At 37.1% G+C, this 15,780-nt stretch carries 14 protein-coding genes; 11 read left to right on the forward strand and 3 right to left on the reverse strand.

The window, feature by feature from the left end:
- Positions 1-3 precede the first annotated feature (3 nt).
- The 7 genes from G5B37_RS10235 to G5B37_RS10265 all read left to right on the forward strand — a co-directional run bounded on the left by G5B37_RS10235 (position 4) and on the right by G5B37_RS10265 (position 8,834).
- Positions 4-1,764: an O-antigen ligase family protein gene (locus G5B37_RS10235; RefSeq protein ID WP_164679939.1), complete on the forward strand. Its 1,761-nt coding sequence runs from the start codon at positions 4-6 to the stop codon at positions 1,762-1,764.
- Complete coding sequence (locus G5B37_RS10240; protein ID WP_164679940.1) at positions 1,742-2,929, forward strand: hypothetical protein; 1,188 nt, start codon at positions 1,742-1,744, stop codon at positions 2,927-2,929. The genes G5B37_RS10235 and G5B37_RS10240 overlap by 23 nt, the downstream gene beginning before the upstream one ends.
- 87 nt (positions 2,930-3,016) lie before the next feature.
- Complete coding sequence (locus G5B37_RS10245) at positions 3,017-3,709, forward strand: WecB/TagA/CpsF family glycosyltransferase (protein ID WP_164679941.1); 693 nt, start codon at positions 3,017-3,019, stop codon at positions 3,707-3,709.
- Between the two features lie 99 nt (positions 3,710-3,808).
- Positions 3,809-5,032 (forward strand): O-antigen ligase family protein, encoded by a 1,224-nt coding sequence (locus G5B37_RS10250; RefSeq protein ID WP_164679942.1) that lies wholly within the window; start codon positions 3,809-3,811, stop codon positions 5,030-5,032.
- Positions 5,033-5,181: 149 nt separating this feature from the next.
- Positions 5,182-6,492: a UDP-glucose dehydrogenase family protein gene (locus G5B37_RS10255; protein ID WP_164679943.1), complete on the forward strand. Its 1,311-nt coding sequence runs from the start codon at positions 5,182-5,184 to the stop codon at positions 6,490-6,492.
- Positions 6,493-7,482 carry a UDP-glucuronic acid decarboxylase family protein gene (locus tag G5B37_RS10260; RefSeq protein WP_164679944.1) on the forward strand — a complete coding sequence of 330 codons (990 nt, stop codon included), beginning with the start codon at positions 6,493-6,495 and terminating at the stop codon, positions 7,480-7,482.
- Positions 7,482-8,834 (forward strand): exopolysaccharide biosynthesis polyprenyl glycosylphosphotransferase, encoded by a 1,353-nt coding sequence (locus tag G5B37_RS10265; protein WP_164679945.1) that lies wholly within the window; start codon positions 7,482-7,484, stop codon positions 8,832-8,834. The genes G5B37_RS10260 and G5B37_RS10265 overlap by 1 nt, the downstream gene beginning before the upstream one ends.
- Here the strand turns inward: G5B37_RS10265 and G5B37_RS10270 are convergent.
- Together G5B37_RS10270 and G5B37_RS10275 are read right to left on the reverse strand one after the other, a co-directional pair.
- Positions 8,831-9,997 carry a glycosyltransferase family 4 protein gene (locus G5B37_RS10270; protein WP_164679946.1) on the reverse strand — a complete coding sequence of 389 codons (1,167 nt, stop codon included), beginning with the start codon at positions 9,995-9,997 and terminating at the stop codon, positions 8,831-8,833. The two genes, G5B37_RS10265 and G5B37_RS10270, sit on opposite strands and share 4 nt — an antisense overlap.
- A complete protein-coding gene (locus G5B37_RS10275) occupies positions 9,998-11,329 on the reverse strand; it encodes a phenylacetate--CoA ligase family protein (RefSeq protein WP_263649784.1) in 1,332 nt (443 codons plus the stop codon). It abuts the gene before it with no gap.
- Positions 11,330-11,429: 100 nt separating this feature from the next.
- Here G5B37_RS10275 and purD point away from each other — a divergent pair, with 100 nt between their 5' ends.
- Positions 11,430-12,698 (forward strand): phosphoribosylamine--glycine ligase, encoded by a 1,269-nt coding sequence (purD, locus tag G5B37_RS10280; protein WP_164679947.1) that lies wholly within the window; start codon positions 11,430-11,432, stop codon positions 12,696-12,698.
- A gap of 7 nt (positions 12,699-12,705) precedes the next feature.
- On the opposite strand, the gene G5B37_RS10285 is transcribed toward purD, so the two are convergent.
- Positions 12,706-12,954, reverse strand: coding sequence for a DUF6341 family protein (locus tag G5B37_RS10285; protein ID WP_164679948.1), 249 nt, complete (start codon positions 12,952-12,954; stop codon positions 12,706-12,708).
- Between the two features lie 39 nt (positions 12,955-12,993).
- Here G5B37_RS10285 and G5B37_RS10290 point away from each other — a divergent pair, with 39 nt between their 5' ends.
- From G5B37_RS10290 to G5B37_RS10300, 3 genes are all read left to right on the forward strand, one after another.
- Positions 12,994-13,917 (forward strand): DUF6427 family protein, encoded by a 924-nt coding sequence (locus G5B37_RS10290; protein ID WP_164679949.1) that lies wholly within the window; start codon positions 12,994-12,996, stop codon positions 13,915-13,917.
- 167 nt (positions 13,918-14,084) lie between these two features.
- Positions 14,085-14,693 carry a DUF4254 domain-containing protein gene (locus tag G5B37_RS10295; protein WP_164680927.1) on the forward strand — a complete coding sequence of 203 codons (609 nt, stop codon included), beginning with the start codon at positions 14,085-14,087 and terminating at the stop codon, positions 14,691-14,693.
- Between the two features lie 51 nt (positions 14,694-14,744).
- Entirely contained in the window at positions 14,745-15,773 is a 1,029-nt protein-coding gene (locus tag G5B37_RS10300) for a glycosyltransferase family 9 protein (RefSeq protein WP_164679950.1), read from the forward strand.
- Positions 15,774-15,780: the final 7 nt, after the last annotated feature.

The raw sequence follows: 15,780 nt of genomic DNA on the forward strand, positions 1-15,780 counted from the left end.
TCGATGCAAAAACGAAATTGGATTAAGATTTTGCTTTTTTCGCTTTTGGCGGTAATTTTAATCAATATAGCACATGCTTTCTTTTTATATCAGAACAAGTACAATCCTATAACTATAGAATATACAGCTGCAGCCAATTTTAATACATTTAATTGGCTTACAGTAACCCCAAAATATAGCAGCGAAACATACAACACAAAAACAATCCCAATTTCGTCGGGTGCTTCAAAGAAAATAAGCACTACAATAAATGAATCTAAGGGGATTCAGTTTTTAGGTTTGTATTGGAGTTCGAGTATAGAAGGAGTTTTTAAGATTGAGGATATAAGCATCTCTTCAAATAATAAAACTTGGGACATTAGCGATCTAGATAAATTTGTCGCATACGCTAGTAATAATGTGGTTCCGGTCATAACTTCTGAAAGCATCACAGCAACGTCTAACAAGGCAGCTAACGGATGGTTGATGATAGATGTTCAAGCGTTCGAAAAAATAGCAAGAAATAAACAGTTCAAACCTCTATCATGGCTTACTTGCACAATACTATTTTTACTATTTGTTATTTGCGGAGCTAAATATTATGAAATAATAATACGGGGCTTAAATACTTTTAAAGTAGAAGGCTCAATTCTATATCAATCTAGAATTTACTTGTTATACCTGTGGATGATACTCCTCCCTTTTTGGAATATTATTTCTCACGTTCTTATGGCAGTTTCTGTAGCTCTAGCTATTGCACACTTTATCGTTGCTCGCGAAAAGTTCGAGACTAAGCACTTTATCAAATTTATTCCCCTAACGATGCTATTTGTGGCAATTGCACTCGTTAATCTTGTCGCATACCCTGATGTATTTTTAAATGAAGCAGGAGACTATATGTACTTTCTATTAACTCCTTTTGTTTTTATTGGGATTGCATTAAAGGAATTAGGAAAAATTTTTAACAGCTTTAAATGGGCTGTTTTTACCTATGTAGTTTTGCTAATACTTGCAATTATAGAGCGATATGTGCTGTTACAAACAGCCTATAGTTTTACAGACTTTTTCTTTGAAACATTAGAATTATATTGGCACTCAAGCTATCTTTCAGCTATTATTTTAATTCCGCTACTCTTTCAGTACATCCAGAAAAAACCGTCTTTCAAGTTGATTGTAATTACATTAATTGCATTCCTTTTCATGTATATTTCGCAAGCGAGACTTCCACTAATTTTGGGACTTATCATTTTAATTGGTTTAACGATTTTAAAGTTTCCAAAGAAAATAAGAAGAATTTATACTGCAATTTGTATCCTTTTATTGCTAGTCGGAGCCCTTTGGATAACACAATCTGCTGCTGCCCAGAAAAGAATTACTGAAACGTTTTTAACCAATCAAACTCAGAAAACCGATGCTCGATCAGAATTGTGGAAGCACAGTTTTATGGTAGCAAGGGATAATCTAGCAGTAGGTATAGGTCGTGAAAATATACGCGAAACATTGTCGAACAAAATAGAACAGAGCTCTGCTATAAAATATAGACGATACAATTCACACAACCAATACTTAGAGTTTTTATTAGGATATGGGGTCGTTATTTTAATAGTTTTTTTAGCTGTTTTAATCACTCCAGTTGTGGTTAGATATCGGTATGCAACAATTTTTACATTGTATATGGCATTAGCAATGTTGGTAGAATCGTATCTTTCAAGACAGGCAGGTGTTGTATTGTTTAGCCTCTGGTATTCATTTTTTATATGGTATGATAGTAAGAATAACAAATAAAGTTAGGCAGCTCGTTGCAAATCCGCTGGCACTAATTTTTGTGTTGTTGGTACTAAGCGAATTTGCCTACAAAATATGCCTTAAGGAATACTGGCATTTCTTTAAAATATCGGCGGCTTTAAAGTTGCTTTTACAAGTTTTTTTTATTGTACAGATCGCACGTGATAATATCAAAAAACTATGGCCTGTATTTGTATTAGTATTATTTTTTATGTTGGGGCAACTGGGATGGGTTCCATTTGATTTACTGAAGAAAAACATACTCTTTTTAGACAGATACCTCTATGTTATTTTGGCACTTATCTATGTAACAACAATTACAGATGTTAAGAAATATTACCCGCTATTCTTTAAGGTTTTTGAAGTGTTTATTATTGTAAATTCTATACTCATCTTTGTTGGGTTTTTATTTGAGCTAAACCTGTTTAACACTTATTATGGCTTCGGAAAGCGTTTTGGGGTGAATGGATTAATCTTGCGCTCTGGCGCAGGGACGTATATATATTGGATTGCCTTGTTTTATTATGCAACCGAATGTTTTGTACTAAATAAGAAAAAGATAATACCACTAGTGATTGTCTTTTTAGCATCCTTGTTGCTAGGCACGAAAGCAATTTTCTTAGCTATTATGTTTATCGCCATTTTTATTTGGACGACCTATAATGGTCATAAAAATAAATTGCATTGGGTGGGTATAACTGTTGCAACGGTTGTCGCGATTGTCTATTTTAAGGATGGGTTGGTTTGGGTGCTATCTAAGTCAGATTCTCTCAACGTGGTATATCAGGAACGCGGGTGGTTCTCTGCCATGGTGTCGTTGCGCGATCAGCATTTACTAGAAGAACTGTTGCCTCTGGTGCAAGAAAAATGGACTTGGCGCAATTACCTTTTTGGTGGAGGATATGACATGCACTTTCGAAGCCAGTTTGGTGTTTTAGATCTTTTATATTTCTTCGGAATCATAGGGAGCGTAGTATATCTCATGATTTTCAGTAAATTATTTGTAACTTTTAGGTTAAACAAGATCACAGCAATCTTTTTAGTAGGCACCTTTATCCTCATGGCGTTTAGCGCTAATTTCTTTTATGAAACTATCATGGCGTTTTATTTGGTGCTTATTAAAGGATATTTTGAGAGTAACTTTAAAAAAGAAAAAGTTACTTAACTAATTGTACCTTTGCCCAAAATTTTCAAGGGCTTGCAACACCTACCTAAAATACACATCTTAAATACCACCATCCATAATCTTTCTATGAAAGAGACGTTGAGTTTGGTGTCAAAGACCATTTCAGAAAAACAACAAATCCACCATGTCGTTGTAAATGCGGGTAAAATTGTAGCCATGCAAAAAGATGTTGCCCTGCGGAAAAGCGTCAACGAAAGTGACCTAATTAACGCAGATGGACAGGCCGTAGTTTGGGCAGCTAAAATGCTAGGAAAACCCCTCAAAGAACGTGTTGCAGGTATAGACTTAATGCATAACCTGGTTGAGATGGCACACCAACAAAACCTGAAAATATTTCTCCTTGGGGCTAAAGAAGAAGTAGTGCAAAAGGTTTCAGAAATTTACCAAGAAAAATACAACAGCACTATTATTGCGGGGTATCGCAATGGTTATTTTACAAGAGAAGATGAACCCGAGATTGCTCAGAAAATTGCCAATAGCGGCGCACACATGCTCTTTGTGGCTATTACCTCTCCTATCAAAGAAAACTTTCTATACAATCATCGCGAACTATTAAAAACTGTCCCATTTGTTATGGGTGTGGGAGGTAGTTTCGACGTCGTAGCAGGAAAAACCAAACGCGCCCCCGTTTGGATGCAGAACGCAGGACTTGAGTGGTTTTATAGGTTTCTTCAAGAACCTGGACGCATGTGGAAACGGTATCTTGTTGGTAACAGTAAGTTTATTTGGCTAGTTATAAAAGAAAAGTTGAAGAAGTGACGCAACAATACCGCACCAAGACCATCTTTGGTACGTGCGATGTAACCCAATTTTTCTCACTATCTTTCGTTTCTCAATAAAAACCTGCCTACAACAGTTATGAGAATACTACTGTCTTCTATTTATCCTTACGTCTTTTTACTGTTGTACCTTACCATTCCATTCGATGAGTACATGAGGGCCCTACCTAATATTCTGCTTATTGTACTGGCGGTTTCATTTCCATTTGTGGTAACAAAAGCAGATTTGCACAAGTTAAAACGACTTCCAACGATTTTGTTTATCGCCTTTATTCTTTTTGTTTTCTTCTTAGCATTAGGCATGGGTAGACTAGAAGCAGACAGTTCTGTGCTTCAAAAAATAGCATTAGCCATGGGGTTGGCGATACTTTATGTGCCTATTCAGGGGTTTAAAAAAATTAAGAAGGCTATTATATTTTCATCTGTTGCTGCCATTATATTTTCAACAGTGAGTATCGTTGTGGGCGTATATCAAGGGGCCGAGTTTGAGTTTTTAAATTCTGGTAACTTGATAGAAGCGATGTTAGTAGATAGAATTTACCTTGGTTTGCTTTGTATATTGAGTATAATAGCGAGTTACTCATCATTAAAGAAAACATACCATCCGTCCAACAGATATTACGTTGGAGCTATTATCCTGAATGTGTTTTTCATATTACTTATAGTATCTCGAATTGCCATTATCGCGTTAATTGTTCTGTTTATTCTAGGCATCTTTTACAGAAGAAGCAAAAGCACACAAATAATTTTTGTGGCTGCAACCTTATTTTTGGGTTTAGCGCTAACATTCATTTTAAACAACGATTTTAGAAAGAAGATACTATACACTCCTGCCGATACAGAAAGCCAGGGGCTGGTTGCTAACACCCTTGAAATGGAGCCAAGGACCATAATATGGAATTGTGCCCTTAAGATTTCAGAAACAAACAATTTTCTATGGCAAGGTATGGGCTTCACCAAAACCAACAAAGAATTACTAAGTTGTTATCAAGATACCGTAGATGATAAAGAAAAACGGGCATGGTTAATGGCCACAAAGTACAATACGCATAATCAGTTTTTAGATATTTACTTAGCTTCGGGCGCTATAGGTATCCTTTTGTTTGTTGGATTTATACTCTTTGTTTTTCTTAGAAATAAGCGACAGTTTTTTCCAACAGCTCTGTTGTGCTCTTTAGTGCTTTTCCTTTTAGTCGAAAATTTATTTCATAGGCAAATTGGGGCGTACTATGTAGGCTTTGTCTTAATCATGCTTTTAATAAAGCCAATAACCCCGCAAAAGGAAGAAAGATTAATTACGTAAAAGCATAACAAATTGTACTTTTGCCGCTCAGAACGCAATTGATAGTGCTGAAAGAATAAAACAATGAAATGCCCATAACCAATGTGCAAATAGAAGGGAGATGATTGAAAGGGGCATTCCATCTTCATAGTTAAAAATATTGTATACAGATGAAAATCACCGTAATAGGAACAGGGTATGTAGGCCTAGTAACTGGTACCTGCCTAGCAGAAACAGGAAACGAAGTAGTTTGCGTAGATATTGATGCCGATAAAGTGGCAAAGATGAAAAACAAAATTGTACCCATCTATGAACCTCATTTAGATGTACTTTTTGAGCGCAATATTAATGCAAACAGGCTTTCTTTTACCACCTCACTAGACGAAGGTTTAGCTCATGGTGAGATAGTATTCTTAGCACTACCCACTCCAGAAGATGAAGATGGTTCTGCAGATTTAAGTTATGTACTTAACGTTTCCGAAGAAATAGGGAAGAAAATTCAAGAATACAAAGTTATTGTAGATAAAAGCACCGTACCAGTAGGTACAGCAGAGAAGGTTCAAGCGGTTATCGCGAAAAACGCACAATGTGATTTTGATGTGGTCTCTAATCCAGAATTTTTACGTGAAGGTTTTGCGGTAGACGATTTCTTAAAGCCAGAACGAATTGTAGTTGGGTCTAGTAGCGATCGCGCAACTGCGCTAATGCAAAAACTATACGCTCCATTTGTAAGATCGGGCAACCCCATAATTATTATGGACGAAAAATCTGCAGAGCTCACTAAATATGCCGCTAATTCATTCTTGGCAGCTAAGATTACCTTTATGAATGAAGTGGCTAACTACTGCGAAAAAGTTGGAGCCGATGTAGACAAAGTACGTGTTGGGATGGGTACCGATAGCCGAATTGGCAAACGTTTTTTGTTTCCGGGCATTGGGTACGGCGGGTCATGCTTTCCTAAAGATGTAAAAGCACTTCAAAAAGCGGGGAGAGATCAAGGTTTCGAGTTTCAGATTCTTGACGCAGTTATTTCAGTAAACAAAAGGCAAAAAACCATCTTATTACCTAAAATTGAAGACTATTTTGAGCATCAGCTTTCTGGGAAAAAGATTGCAATTTGGGGGCTAGCCTTTAAACCAGAAACAGACGATATTAGAGAGGCTCCGGCTATTGATGTAATGAATGCATTATTAGACAAAGGAGCGACACTTTCAGTATTTGATCCAGAAGCAATGCCCAATATTAAAAAACAATTTGGGGATAAATTACAGTATGCTTCTGGTATGTACGAAGCTCTTGAGGGAGCAGATGCATTAGTTATATGTACAGAATGGAGCATTTTTAGAACACCAAACTATCAAAAACTAAAGCAACTTTTAAGCAAGCCTGTCATCTTTGATGGTAGAAACTTATACAATGTTGAAGACATACATGCCGAAGGATTTACGTACTACTCAATTGGTAGAAAAACCGCACACTAAATGAAAAAAACTGTTCTCATAACTGGAGCCGCAGGCTTTTTAGGGTCTCACCTATGTGATAAATTTATGGCAGAAGGCTATCGTGTTGTGGGCATGGATAACTTAATCACCGGAGATCTTAAGAATATTGAGCATCTTTTTGAGAAAGAAGATTTCGAATTTTCACACCACGACGTTACTAAATTTGTACACGTGCCTGGACAGGTAGATTATATCCTTCATTTCGCTTCGCCTGCCAGTCCGATAGATTATCTTAAGATTCCTATACAGACGCTTAAAGTAGGCTCGTTAGGCACACATAATCTCTTAGGACTTGCAAAGGAAAAAAATGCTAGAATCTTAATTGCATCAACTTCGGAAGTATATGGCGATCCGCTGGTTCATCCACAAAGCGAAGAATACTACGGAAATGTAAATACCATAGGACCACGTGGCGTTTATGACGAAGCCAAACGCTTTCAAGAAAGTATCACCATGGCATACCATAGATTTCATGGTCTTGAAACTAGAATTGCCAGAATATTTAATACCTACGGCCCACGAATGAGACTGAATGATGGTAGGGTAATCCCAGCATTTATTGGTCAGGCATTAAGAGGCGAAGATTTAACCGTTTTTGGAGATGGCCAACAAACACGTTCTTTTTGCTATGTAGACGATCAGGTAGATGGCCTCTACAAGCTTTTGCTAAGTGATTATTCGCTACCAGTAAATATTGGCAATCCAGACGAGATTACCATTCTGGAGTTTGCAGAAGAAATTATTAAACTTACAGAGACTAATCAGAAAGTAATTTTTAAAGAGCTACCAAAAGACGATCCATTACAAAGACAACCAAACATAGAAAAGGCAAAAGAAATCCTTGGGTGGCAACCAAAAGTATCTCGAAGTGAAGGCATGAAAACAACCTTTCAATATTTTAAGAGCCTATCTAAAGAAGAGCTTTTTAAAAGCGAGCATAAAGATTTTTCTAAACACAACAGGTCTTAATGATATTTCAACGCGGAAGATACTCGGGGTTTTTACGACCTATTTCTTATATACTGGATCTTACCATTATTTTCCTGCTTGCCTATTACTTTTTTGAAGACAAACTACTCTATTTTCAGTTTGGTGTTTTTGTTTTAGTGGGGTGGATTATCCTTTCGCTTAAATCTAATTTTTACGATATCTATCGCTTTACCCATGTGTCTAAAATTATGTCACTTATTGGTAAACAAGGAATTGTTTTCTTTCTAATTGTATTTTCCTTTTTCGGTTTTTATAATGAACTTGATATCAACGCTTGGCAAATTGTACTCTATGTGCTTTGGGTTTTGTTGATTATTTCAGTTATAAAATTTACCATTTTCTTTATCCTAAAACGCTATCGGTCTCGCTTCGGCGGAAACTCTAGAAAGGTGGTTATTATTGGCCTTAATAAGAAAACCGACCAGTTGCGTAAATTCTTTGATAAGAATCCAGAATATGGTTACAGATTAAAAAACACCTTCGATATAAAAAATGGGGACGAAAATTTAGATGACTGCTTTAAGTACATTACAGAGAATGATGTAGACGAAATTTATAGCTCAATCGGGCAATTAAGTAATAAGCAACTTACCATGCTTATCGATTTTGCGGATAACAACCTAAAAGTGCTCAAATTTCTACCAGACAATAAAGAAATTTATAGTAAAAAGCTCGATTTCGATTATTATGGCGTGCTTCCAATACTTTCCATGAGAAAGATACCCATAGACGAGCCCTTTAACCAATTTATTAAAAGAAGCTTCGATATTGTATTATCTGTCCTTGTTATAGTAGGGGTACTTTCGTGGCTCACACCAATTCTTGCTTTGTTAATCACTTTAGAGTCTAAGGGCCCCGTATTTTTTAAGCAAAAGCGAAACGGTCTGGACTACAAAGAATTTAACTGCTACAAGTATCGCTCAATGCGACCTAACCCAATGGCAGATTTGCATCAGATTAGTAAGAATGATCCAAGGGTAACAAAGGTTGGAAGAATTATTAGAAAGACAAGTATAGATGAACTACCTCAGTTTATTAATGTTCTTAAAGGTGAAATGTCTGTTGTAGGACCAAGACCCCATATGGTAAGTCATACCCACATGTACGCAGAGCGAATCGATAAATTTATGGTGCGTCACTTTATTAAACCAGGTATCACGGGACTTGCTCAGGTTAGCGGCTACAGAGGTGAAGTAGAAGATGACAACCACATTATTAATCGTGTTAAATACGATATATTTTATCTAGAGAACTGGTCTCTTTTTTTAGACGTTAAGATTGTCTTTCAGACCGTATACAATGCACTTCGCGGTGAAGAAAAAGCGTATTAAATCGAGTCGATTGCTCTTAAAAAGGAATTAAACTGTGCTTCAAAATTGAAATTGGCTACTGCACGTTCTTGTACTAACTTCTTCGGAAATTTCTGAATTTCATCCTGCGTTATATCATCAATAAATTGTTGAAGTCCTAGATAGTCTTGAACTGGAAGAACCCAACCTAATCCAGTTTCCGAAACAATGGTTCCTCCTTCACCTCCTCCCATATAAAGCAATGGCAAACCTAAACGAGCGTATTCAAATATTTTTGAGGGTACAGAGCCATAAATACGTTTTGCTAACGGAATAAATGCTATGTCGTACGTCGCTAATTCTGCGTGTAAGATGTCTCTAGCTACAGTACCGTGATAGATTACTTGTAAATTCTTCGGGTGCGCAAGTAAATTGGCCTCAGGTCCATCGCCATAGATGTGAAACTCTACATGCGCTGGAAAGTTTATAGTGCTTACTATTTCTGAAATTCCCTGAGCAACACCCAATAGCCCAGCGTAGACTATTTTTATTGGTAATTTGGTTTGCTGCGCTGCCAATGTTGGAGGTGTAAACGCAGGAAAGTTTTGATACAATAATACTGGTGTTTTCAGTTTTTTTGACGCTATATGTGATAAAATTTCTTCAGATTGCCCCAAAATAAGCTGCGAACTACGGTAACAAAATCGCTCCATAGCCTCTAAAATAGAATAGTAGAAGCCCTTGCGTAACAAACCCATTTCTAGTCCGGCCAACGGCCATAAATCTGAAACATTCAGCACTGTCTTTTTTCGAAGTAATCTACTCCACAAAACGGCTGTAAATCCAACAAAAACAGGTGAATACTGAACAAAAACCAATTTTGGTATGCGCTTTAGAATAAAAAACCATTTCAAACTAAACGAAAAGGAAAGCATGCTGCAAAGGCGCAAAAATTTATTAGAAGATTTACTAGGCCACAACCATAATCGATGTATGGTAATACCATTTTCTATTGTTTTAGCATAGAGCTTTCCTTTAAACTCAGCAAAAACCTTTCCCGTAGGATAATTGGGCATTGGGCAAACTACTGCTACCTTATAGCCTTTGCGGTGCAGTGCATTTGCTAAAACTTGAATTCTATTGGGAGCCGCCCCGCGCTCTGGCGGATAATAATTGCTAACCAATAAAATGGGCGTAGGCTTCATTTATAGTTCAGAAATAAATTGTTTTAATTTTCCGCGATTGCTACGATCAAGGAGTTCTACGCGCTCACATTTCAGTATAACCTTAACTCCCAGATATGTTAGCAAGGCATCTTGTAATGCTTCTTCTTCGGTTTTATTTAAGTTACGTTCTGCAACATATTTTAACGTGAAGGTGTCTTTTGCATTTTGTATCATCACAAATTCATGTACGATGCTATCTTCTCCCATGGAACTTTTGGCAACATAATAAAATGTATGTCCAGGAACAGTCGTTCCGTTTACCAAAATAGCGTTGTCGTTAGCACGTCCTAGCAGTTCTTTTAAAATCGGTTTTTTAAGGGTTGAGGTTTCGTCTAGAACACCTAAATCTCCTACTTCATATCGAATAAAGGGATGGGCCTTATTATACAACATGGTTACTAAAATTCTCCCGGGCATTCCATAGGGTACAGGCTTGCCTGCATCATCTACAATTTCAAGATAGATATTTTCACTATTAACCTGAAATTCTCCGCTTGTGTTGGTGAATGCCAAAAGGTCGAGTTCGCTAGCGCCGTATTCGTTTATTACTGGAACGCCAAGTTGATCTTCTAGTAAAATTTTGTCGTCTGGAAACAGCATTTCACTTGTTACAATGCAATGCGTTAAGGTAGGACAGATAGTTATTAATTTTATATTCTTTCGTTTCAGAAATTTTGCAAAGAGTACGATAGAGCTCGTATGCCCGTTGATATAGTCAAACTTTTTTCTTCGGAAAACGCTTAGAAATTCTTCCATTTTTTCTTCAGAAAGATCGAATATTGGAAAGCGATACCTATTGCTTAAGCGATCTTTTACACGTTCTTTTTGATATGCAGTAAACTCTAACGGAATACCATAAAAACGCGCCTGATACGAAGTATTAAAATCAAGCCCATACCAACCAAAGCGGTCTATAATTCCTGCCCAAGTTAGTGCGTGACAAAAGTAATCTTTGGCGTAATGCAGGGGTGTACCACTGCTACCAGAGGTTTTGCCCGTATGTATTTTTTTTGCGTTGAAATTGTCACTTAATCGCTGTGGTAAAGAAATTTGTAAATCCTTTTTTTTAAGTATGGGAATATCTTCCCAAACAGCTGTTGCCGTGTCTGCAATAAAACGTCTGTAAAAGGGGGTGTGTTTTAAGTGATAAGAGAAAATAGTATTGCGAGAATCTTCAACGTACTGTGTGTAACTGCCCTCAGGAATCTGTTTAATTTCTTGCAACCGCGCCTGTGCTTCCTCTACTGGGAATCCTTTAATACGCATGGTGACATCGAATAAATTCAAAATAGAAAGTGTGGCTTTTGTCATACAAATGTAGCGAAACTGTATGTTGAAATCCTTATTTTTGCATCTTTATGTACGAGCTCGTTCGTTCTGTGACGTAGCAATAATTAAGAAGACATATACAATGAATATACTAATTTTAGGAGCTGGGGGTAGAGAGCACACGTTTGCACATCAGATAGTTAAAAGTAACCAATGTACCAAACTTTTCGTGGCGCCTGGTAATGCAGGAACGGCTAAAATAGCTACCAATATTACGCTAAGTGTTACAGATTTTCAGGCTATTAAACAATGTGTTATTTCTAATGAGATTACCATGGTGGTAGTAGGTCCTGAAGACCCGCTAGTGCAAGGGATAGCAAACTTTTTTTCCGAAGATGACGCACTAAAAGAGGTTATGCTTATTGGTCCTTCAAAAAGAGGTGCTTTGTTAGAAGGAAGTAAAGAACGAGCAAAAGAGTTTATGCTGCAGCATAATATACCCACTGCGGCTTATGCTAGCTTTACTGCCAAAAGTCTTGAAGCGGGCAAACAGTTTTTAGACACTCTAGAAGCGCCATATGTGCTTAAAGCAGATGGTCTTGCAGCAGGAAAAGGGGTGTTAATCTTACAAGATTTGAACGAAGCCAAAGCAGAATTAGAAGCCATGCTAAGCGGGAAGTTTGGTGATGCCAGCACTACTGTAGTGATTGAAGAGTTCTTAGACGGCATTGAGCTTAGTGTGTTTGTATTAACCGATGGTAAGAATTATAAAGTATTACCAACAGCAAAAGACTACAAGCGCATAGGAGAAGGTGATGTGGGCTTAAATACAGGGGGCATGGGCGCTATTTCTCCGGTTCCATTTGCAGATGAAACCCTAATGCAAAAAATTGAAGAGCGAATAGTAAAACCAACCGTTCAAGGGCTTCAAGAAGAAAACATAGATTATAAAGGATTTATATTCATCGGACTTATAAAGGTGAATGATGAGCCGTATGTTATAGAATACAATGTACGTATGGGAGATCCCGAGACAGAAGTTGTATTGCCTCGCATACAAACAGATTTAGTTTCGTTATTACAAGCCACCTACCAACAAAAGCTAGATGAGGTTGAACTGTCTATAGATGTTCGAGCAGCAACTACAGTGATGGTTGTCTCTGGGGGCTATCCTGAGGCTTACGAAAAAGGGAAACAAATACAGGGAGCAGATGCTATAGAAGATTCTCTTGTATTTCATGCAGGAACGGCAGAAAAAGAGGGTGCTTTGGTAACCAATGGAGGCCGTGTTATTGCAATTACGTCCTTAGATGACGATTTCAGAAAAGCGCTAAAAAAATCCTATCAAAACATAGAGAAACTACATTTCGATAGGATGTATTATAGAACCGACATCGGTTTTGATTTATAAGTAAAAACTAGTTTTCAGGGGCATCACCCAGATAACCGTGTGATGTCTGGCTGCGGTCTTCTTCGTTATTTTCGTTAAATTTCTTTAACTGGCCCATCCAGTATATAAAGGCAACAAAACCAACAATAGAAAGTAACCAATTTACCACATTGCTCATAGCCCAACTTTCTGTGCCCAATCGTAAGGCATCATAGGGAGCAAAAAGAACAGACTCTGTAAACGATTGTATTCCCTCAAAAACTTCTTTAAAAGTCATAATTGTATATTTATCTTGCAAAAGTAGAAAACAACGCCCATGCTCACAAATTTTTTTGGCAAATCTAAACCCATAAACTTTTTTTTGTGCGCATTTCTTTTACTTATTGCGCTACTAGGGGGTATATATGTTTCTAATTCTGGTGCTATCATAAGTAAGGAAGTACTTGTAAAAACCGGATTATTCCTTCTTCTCGTATTTTCCATGCTTCTTTTAGACTTTATTATTCGGAAAAATTCGTTAACACAGACCAATACATTTGCGGTGTTCTTATTTGTCTGTTTTATAGCCATGGTTCCCAATATCTTTTCTGAAGCTAATATTGTAATTTCATCTGTATTTGTTCTATTGGCTGTGCGGCGCATTGTGAGTTTAGGATCTGAACTGAACATAGAGAAAAAAATACTCGACGCTGCCTTTTATATTACCATTGCTTCTCTTTTTCACTTCTGGTGCATACTGTTTCTTTTGCCTCTGTACTGGGCAGTTATTAAAATTTCTACACAAAGCTTTAGACTATTTTTTATTCCTATTGTAGGTGTAGTTACTGTGCTTATTCTTGCATGTACCTATCATTTGGTGTATTCTGATACGATTGCTTGGTTTTACGATTGGATTTCATTTTCGTCTTTCAACTTTGCGGCTTATAATGAATTGGCGCTTCTTATACCTTCTGCCGTAATGGGCACCTTATTTCTTTGGGTATTTGTGGTAAGATTGCTCAAGGCATCATCTATGCCACGTAAATTGCAAACTAATTATAAGCTAATTACGGTAATATTGATGCTTTCGATTGTTGTGAGCGCTTTCAGCCCGGTAAAATCGGGTGCAGAATTGCTCTTTATAATGGCGCCTCTTGCTGTGGCTACAACAAATTACATGGAAAGAGTTAATGATTTTTGGTTTCAGGAAATGGTATTGTGGGTTGTAGCGTTACTTCCTTTTGGAATGTTTTTTTTATAGGAAATTTTAACTCGAACAGTTAAGTTTCAGTAATGAAGAAAAAACGATATACCATTCGATTCGCGCATTGAAGAGAAGTACTATCGCAAAATATGATACCTTTGCAACTTGATAAAGCGTACATATTGTATGTTGTTTTTTAGAGACTATAATTAAATAACCCTATGATGTTCAGTGATAAAGCAAATAAGATATTCTTAGAAGCAATTGTAAAATACCACGTCAAAGATGATGTAAATCAATCTTTTGAAAATGAGTATGATGAAAACGAAGATTTGTTAGAGCATTTATTGTACAGAAAATGCTGGATAGACACGGTGCAATGGCATTACGAAGACATTATACGCGACCCCAACATAGACCCAGTATCTGCACTTGCTTTAAAAAGAAAAATTGACGCCTCTAACCAAGACAGAACAGATATGGTAGAGTATATAGATAGTTACTTTTTGAAAAAGTATGAAGATGTAACTCCAAATAAAGATGCTACTATTAACACAGAAAGTCCAGCTTGGGGTGTAGATAGACTTTCAATTTTAGCATTGAAAATCTATCACATGAATGAAGAGGCAACTAGAGAAACGGCGACTTTAGAACATCGCAACGCCTGTAAGAAAAAGCTTGATGTACTACTAGAACAGCGCGTAGATTTAAGCACTGCCATAGACCAGTTACTTCACGATATTGCCAATGGTTCGAAATACATGAAAGTATACAAGCAAATGAAGATGTATAATGACGACGAGCTAAACCCTGTTTTACGCAAGGAAAAATAATTGGACCAAATCCTTATCTAAGGTTTTTAAATCTGGTGTTGTTTTATTTTAATGAAAACCCCCAACCACATTCTTGTCATTCGCTTATCTGCCTTAGGAGATGTTGCTATGACCGTACCTGTTTTACGTGTTTTTAGACAACACTATCCAGAGGTTCAGTTAACGGTGGTTTCAAAAGCTGCTTTTAAACCGCTTTTTGAGGGCATTAAAAATCTTCAATTTTTGGAAGCAGATGTTTATGGTAAACACAAGGGCCTTGGATTGCTGCAATTGGCAAAAGAAGCAAAAGCACTAGGTGTAGACGCGGTTGCCGATTTACACAATGTGATTAGGTCTAAAATCATTAGAAAGTACCTGTCACTACAAGGAATAGCTACAGCTAGTATCGATAAAGGAAGACAAGAAAAGAAGGCACTCACAAGCAATCCAAAACAATTACGTCGTTTAAAAAGCACGCAACAACGCTATGCCGATGTATTTGCACGATTGGGGTATGCAATCGCTTTAGAAAACCATCAATTTCCTCCTAAAAAAGAACTTGGTCGAGAATTGCATAACCTTATTGGGAGTCACACAAAAAAAATGATTGGGATTGCCCCATTTGCAGCATATAAAAGTAAAATGTACCCACTTGATTTAATGAAGGAGGTTGTTTTTAATCTAAATGAAGAGGGACACTATAAAATTTACTTATTTGGTGGTGGAGCCGATGAAGTAAGGACGCTACAAGAATGGGACAGGCAATTTGAAAACGTAACGAATATTGCTGGTAGACTAAACTTGAGTGAAGAGCTACGGCTTATTTCTAATTTAGATCTTATGGTTGCGATGGACAGCAGTAATGGGCATTTAGCTGCGTTGTATAACATTCCAGTAATCACCATGTGGGGAGTAACGCATCCCTATGCGGGTTTTACGCCTTTTAATCAGCCAAACGAGCATCAGCTGGTTGCGAATAGAGAAGAATATCCACTTATACCAACTTCGGTGTATGGCAATAAATTTCCAGCAGAATACGAAAATGCAATGCAGAGTATTCCTGTAAGCGTAGTACTCAAAAAGATTTCAGATATAATTTAACCGCTAC

Source organism: Rasiella rasia (assembly GCF_011044175.1).
In the GTDB taxonomy this organism is placed as follows: domain Bacteria; phylum Bacteroidota; class Bacteroidia; order Flavobacteriales; family Flavobacteriaceae; genus Marinirhabdus; species Marinirhabdus rasia.

Excerpts from the sequence above, each read along its gene's own strand:
- G5B37_RS10235 (WP_164679939.1), top strand. The coding sequence starts at position 4 with ATGCAAAAACGAAATTGGATTAAGATTTTGCTTTTTTCGCTTTTGGCG.
- G5B37_RS10240 (WP_164679940.1), top strand. The coding sequence starts at position 1,742 with ATGATAGTAAGAATAACAAATAAAGTTAGGCAGCTCGTTGCAAATCCG.
- G5B37_RS10245 (WP_164679941.1), top strand. The coding sequence starts at position 3,017 with ATGAAAGAGACGTTGAGTTTGGTGTCAAAGACCATTTCAGAAAAACAA.
- G5B37_RS10250 (WP_164679942.1), top strand. The coding sequence starts at position 3,809 with ATGAGAATACTACTGTCTTCTATTTATCCTTACGTCTTTTTACTGTTG.
- G5B37_RS10255 (WP_164679943.1), top strand. The coding sequence starts at position 5,182 with ATGAAAATCACCGTAATAGGAACAGGGTATGTAGGCCTAGTAACTGGT.
- G5B37_RS10260 (WP_164679944.1), top strand. The coding sequence starts at position 6,493 with ATGAAAAAAACTGTTCTCATAACTGGAGCCGCAGGCTTTTTAGGGTCT.
- G5B37_RS10265 (WP_164679945.1), top strand. The coding sequence starts at position 7,482 with ATGATATTTCAACGCGGAAGATACTCGGGGTTTTTACGACCTATTTCT.
- G5B37_RS10270 (WP_164679946.1), bottom strand. The coding sequence starts at position 9,997 with ATGAAGCCTACGCCCATTTTATTGGTTAGCAATTATTATCCGCCAGAG.
- G5B37_RS10275 (WP_263649784.1), bottom strand. The coding sequence starts at position 11,329 with ATGACAAAAGCCACACTTTCTATTTTGAATTTATTCGATGTCACCATG.
- purD (WP_164679947.1), top strand. The coding sequence starts at position 11,430 with ATGAATATACTAATTTTAGGAGCTGGGGGTAGAGAGCACACGTTTGCA.
- G5B37_RS10285 (WP_164679948.1), bottom strand. The coding sequence starts at position 12,954 with ATGACTTTTAAAGAAGTTTTTGAGGGAATACAATCGTTTACAGAGTCT.
- G5B37_RS10290 (WP_164679949.1), top strand. The coding sequence starts at position 12,994 with ATGCTCACAAATTTTTTTGGCAAATCTAAACCCATAAACTTTTTTTTG.
- G5B37_RS10295 (WP_164680927.1), top strand. The coding sequence starts at position 14,085 with ATGTTCAGTGATAAAGCAAATAAGATATTCTTAGAAGCAATTGTAAAA.
- G5B37_RS10300 (WP_164679950.1), top strand. The coding sequence starts at position 14,745 with ATGAAAACCCCCAACCACATTCTTGTCATTCGCTTATCTGCCTTAGGA.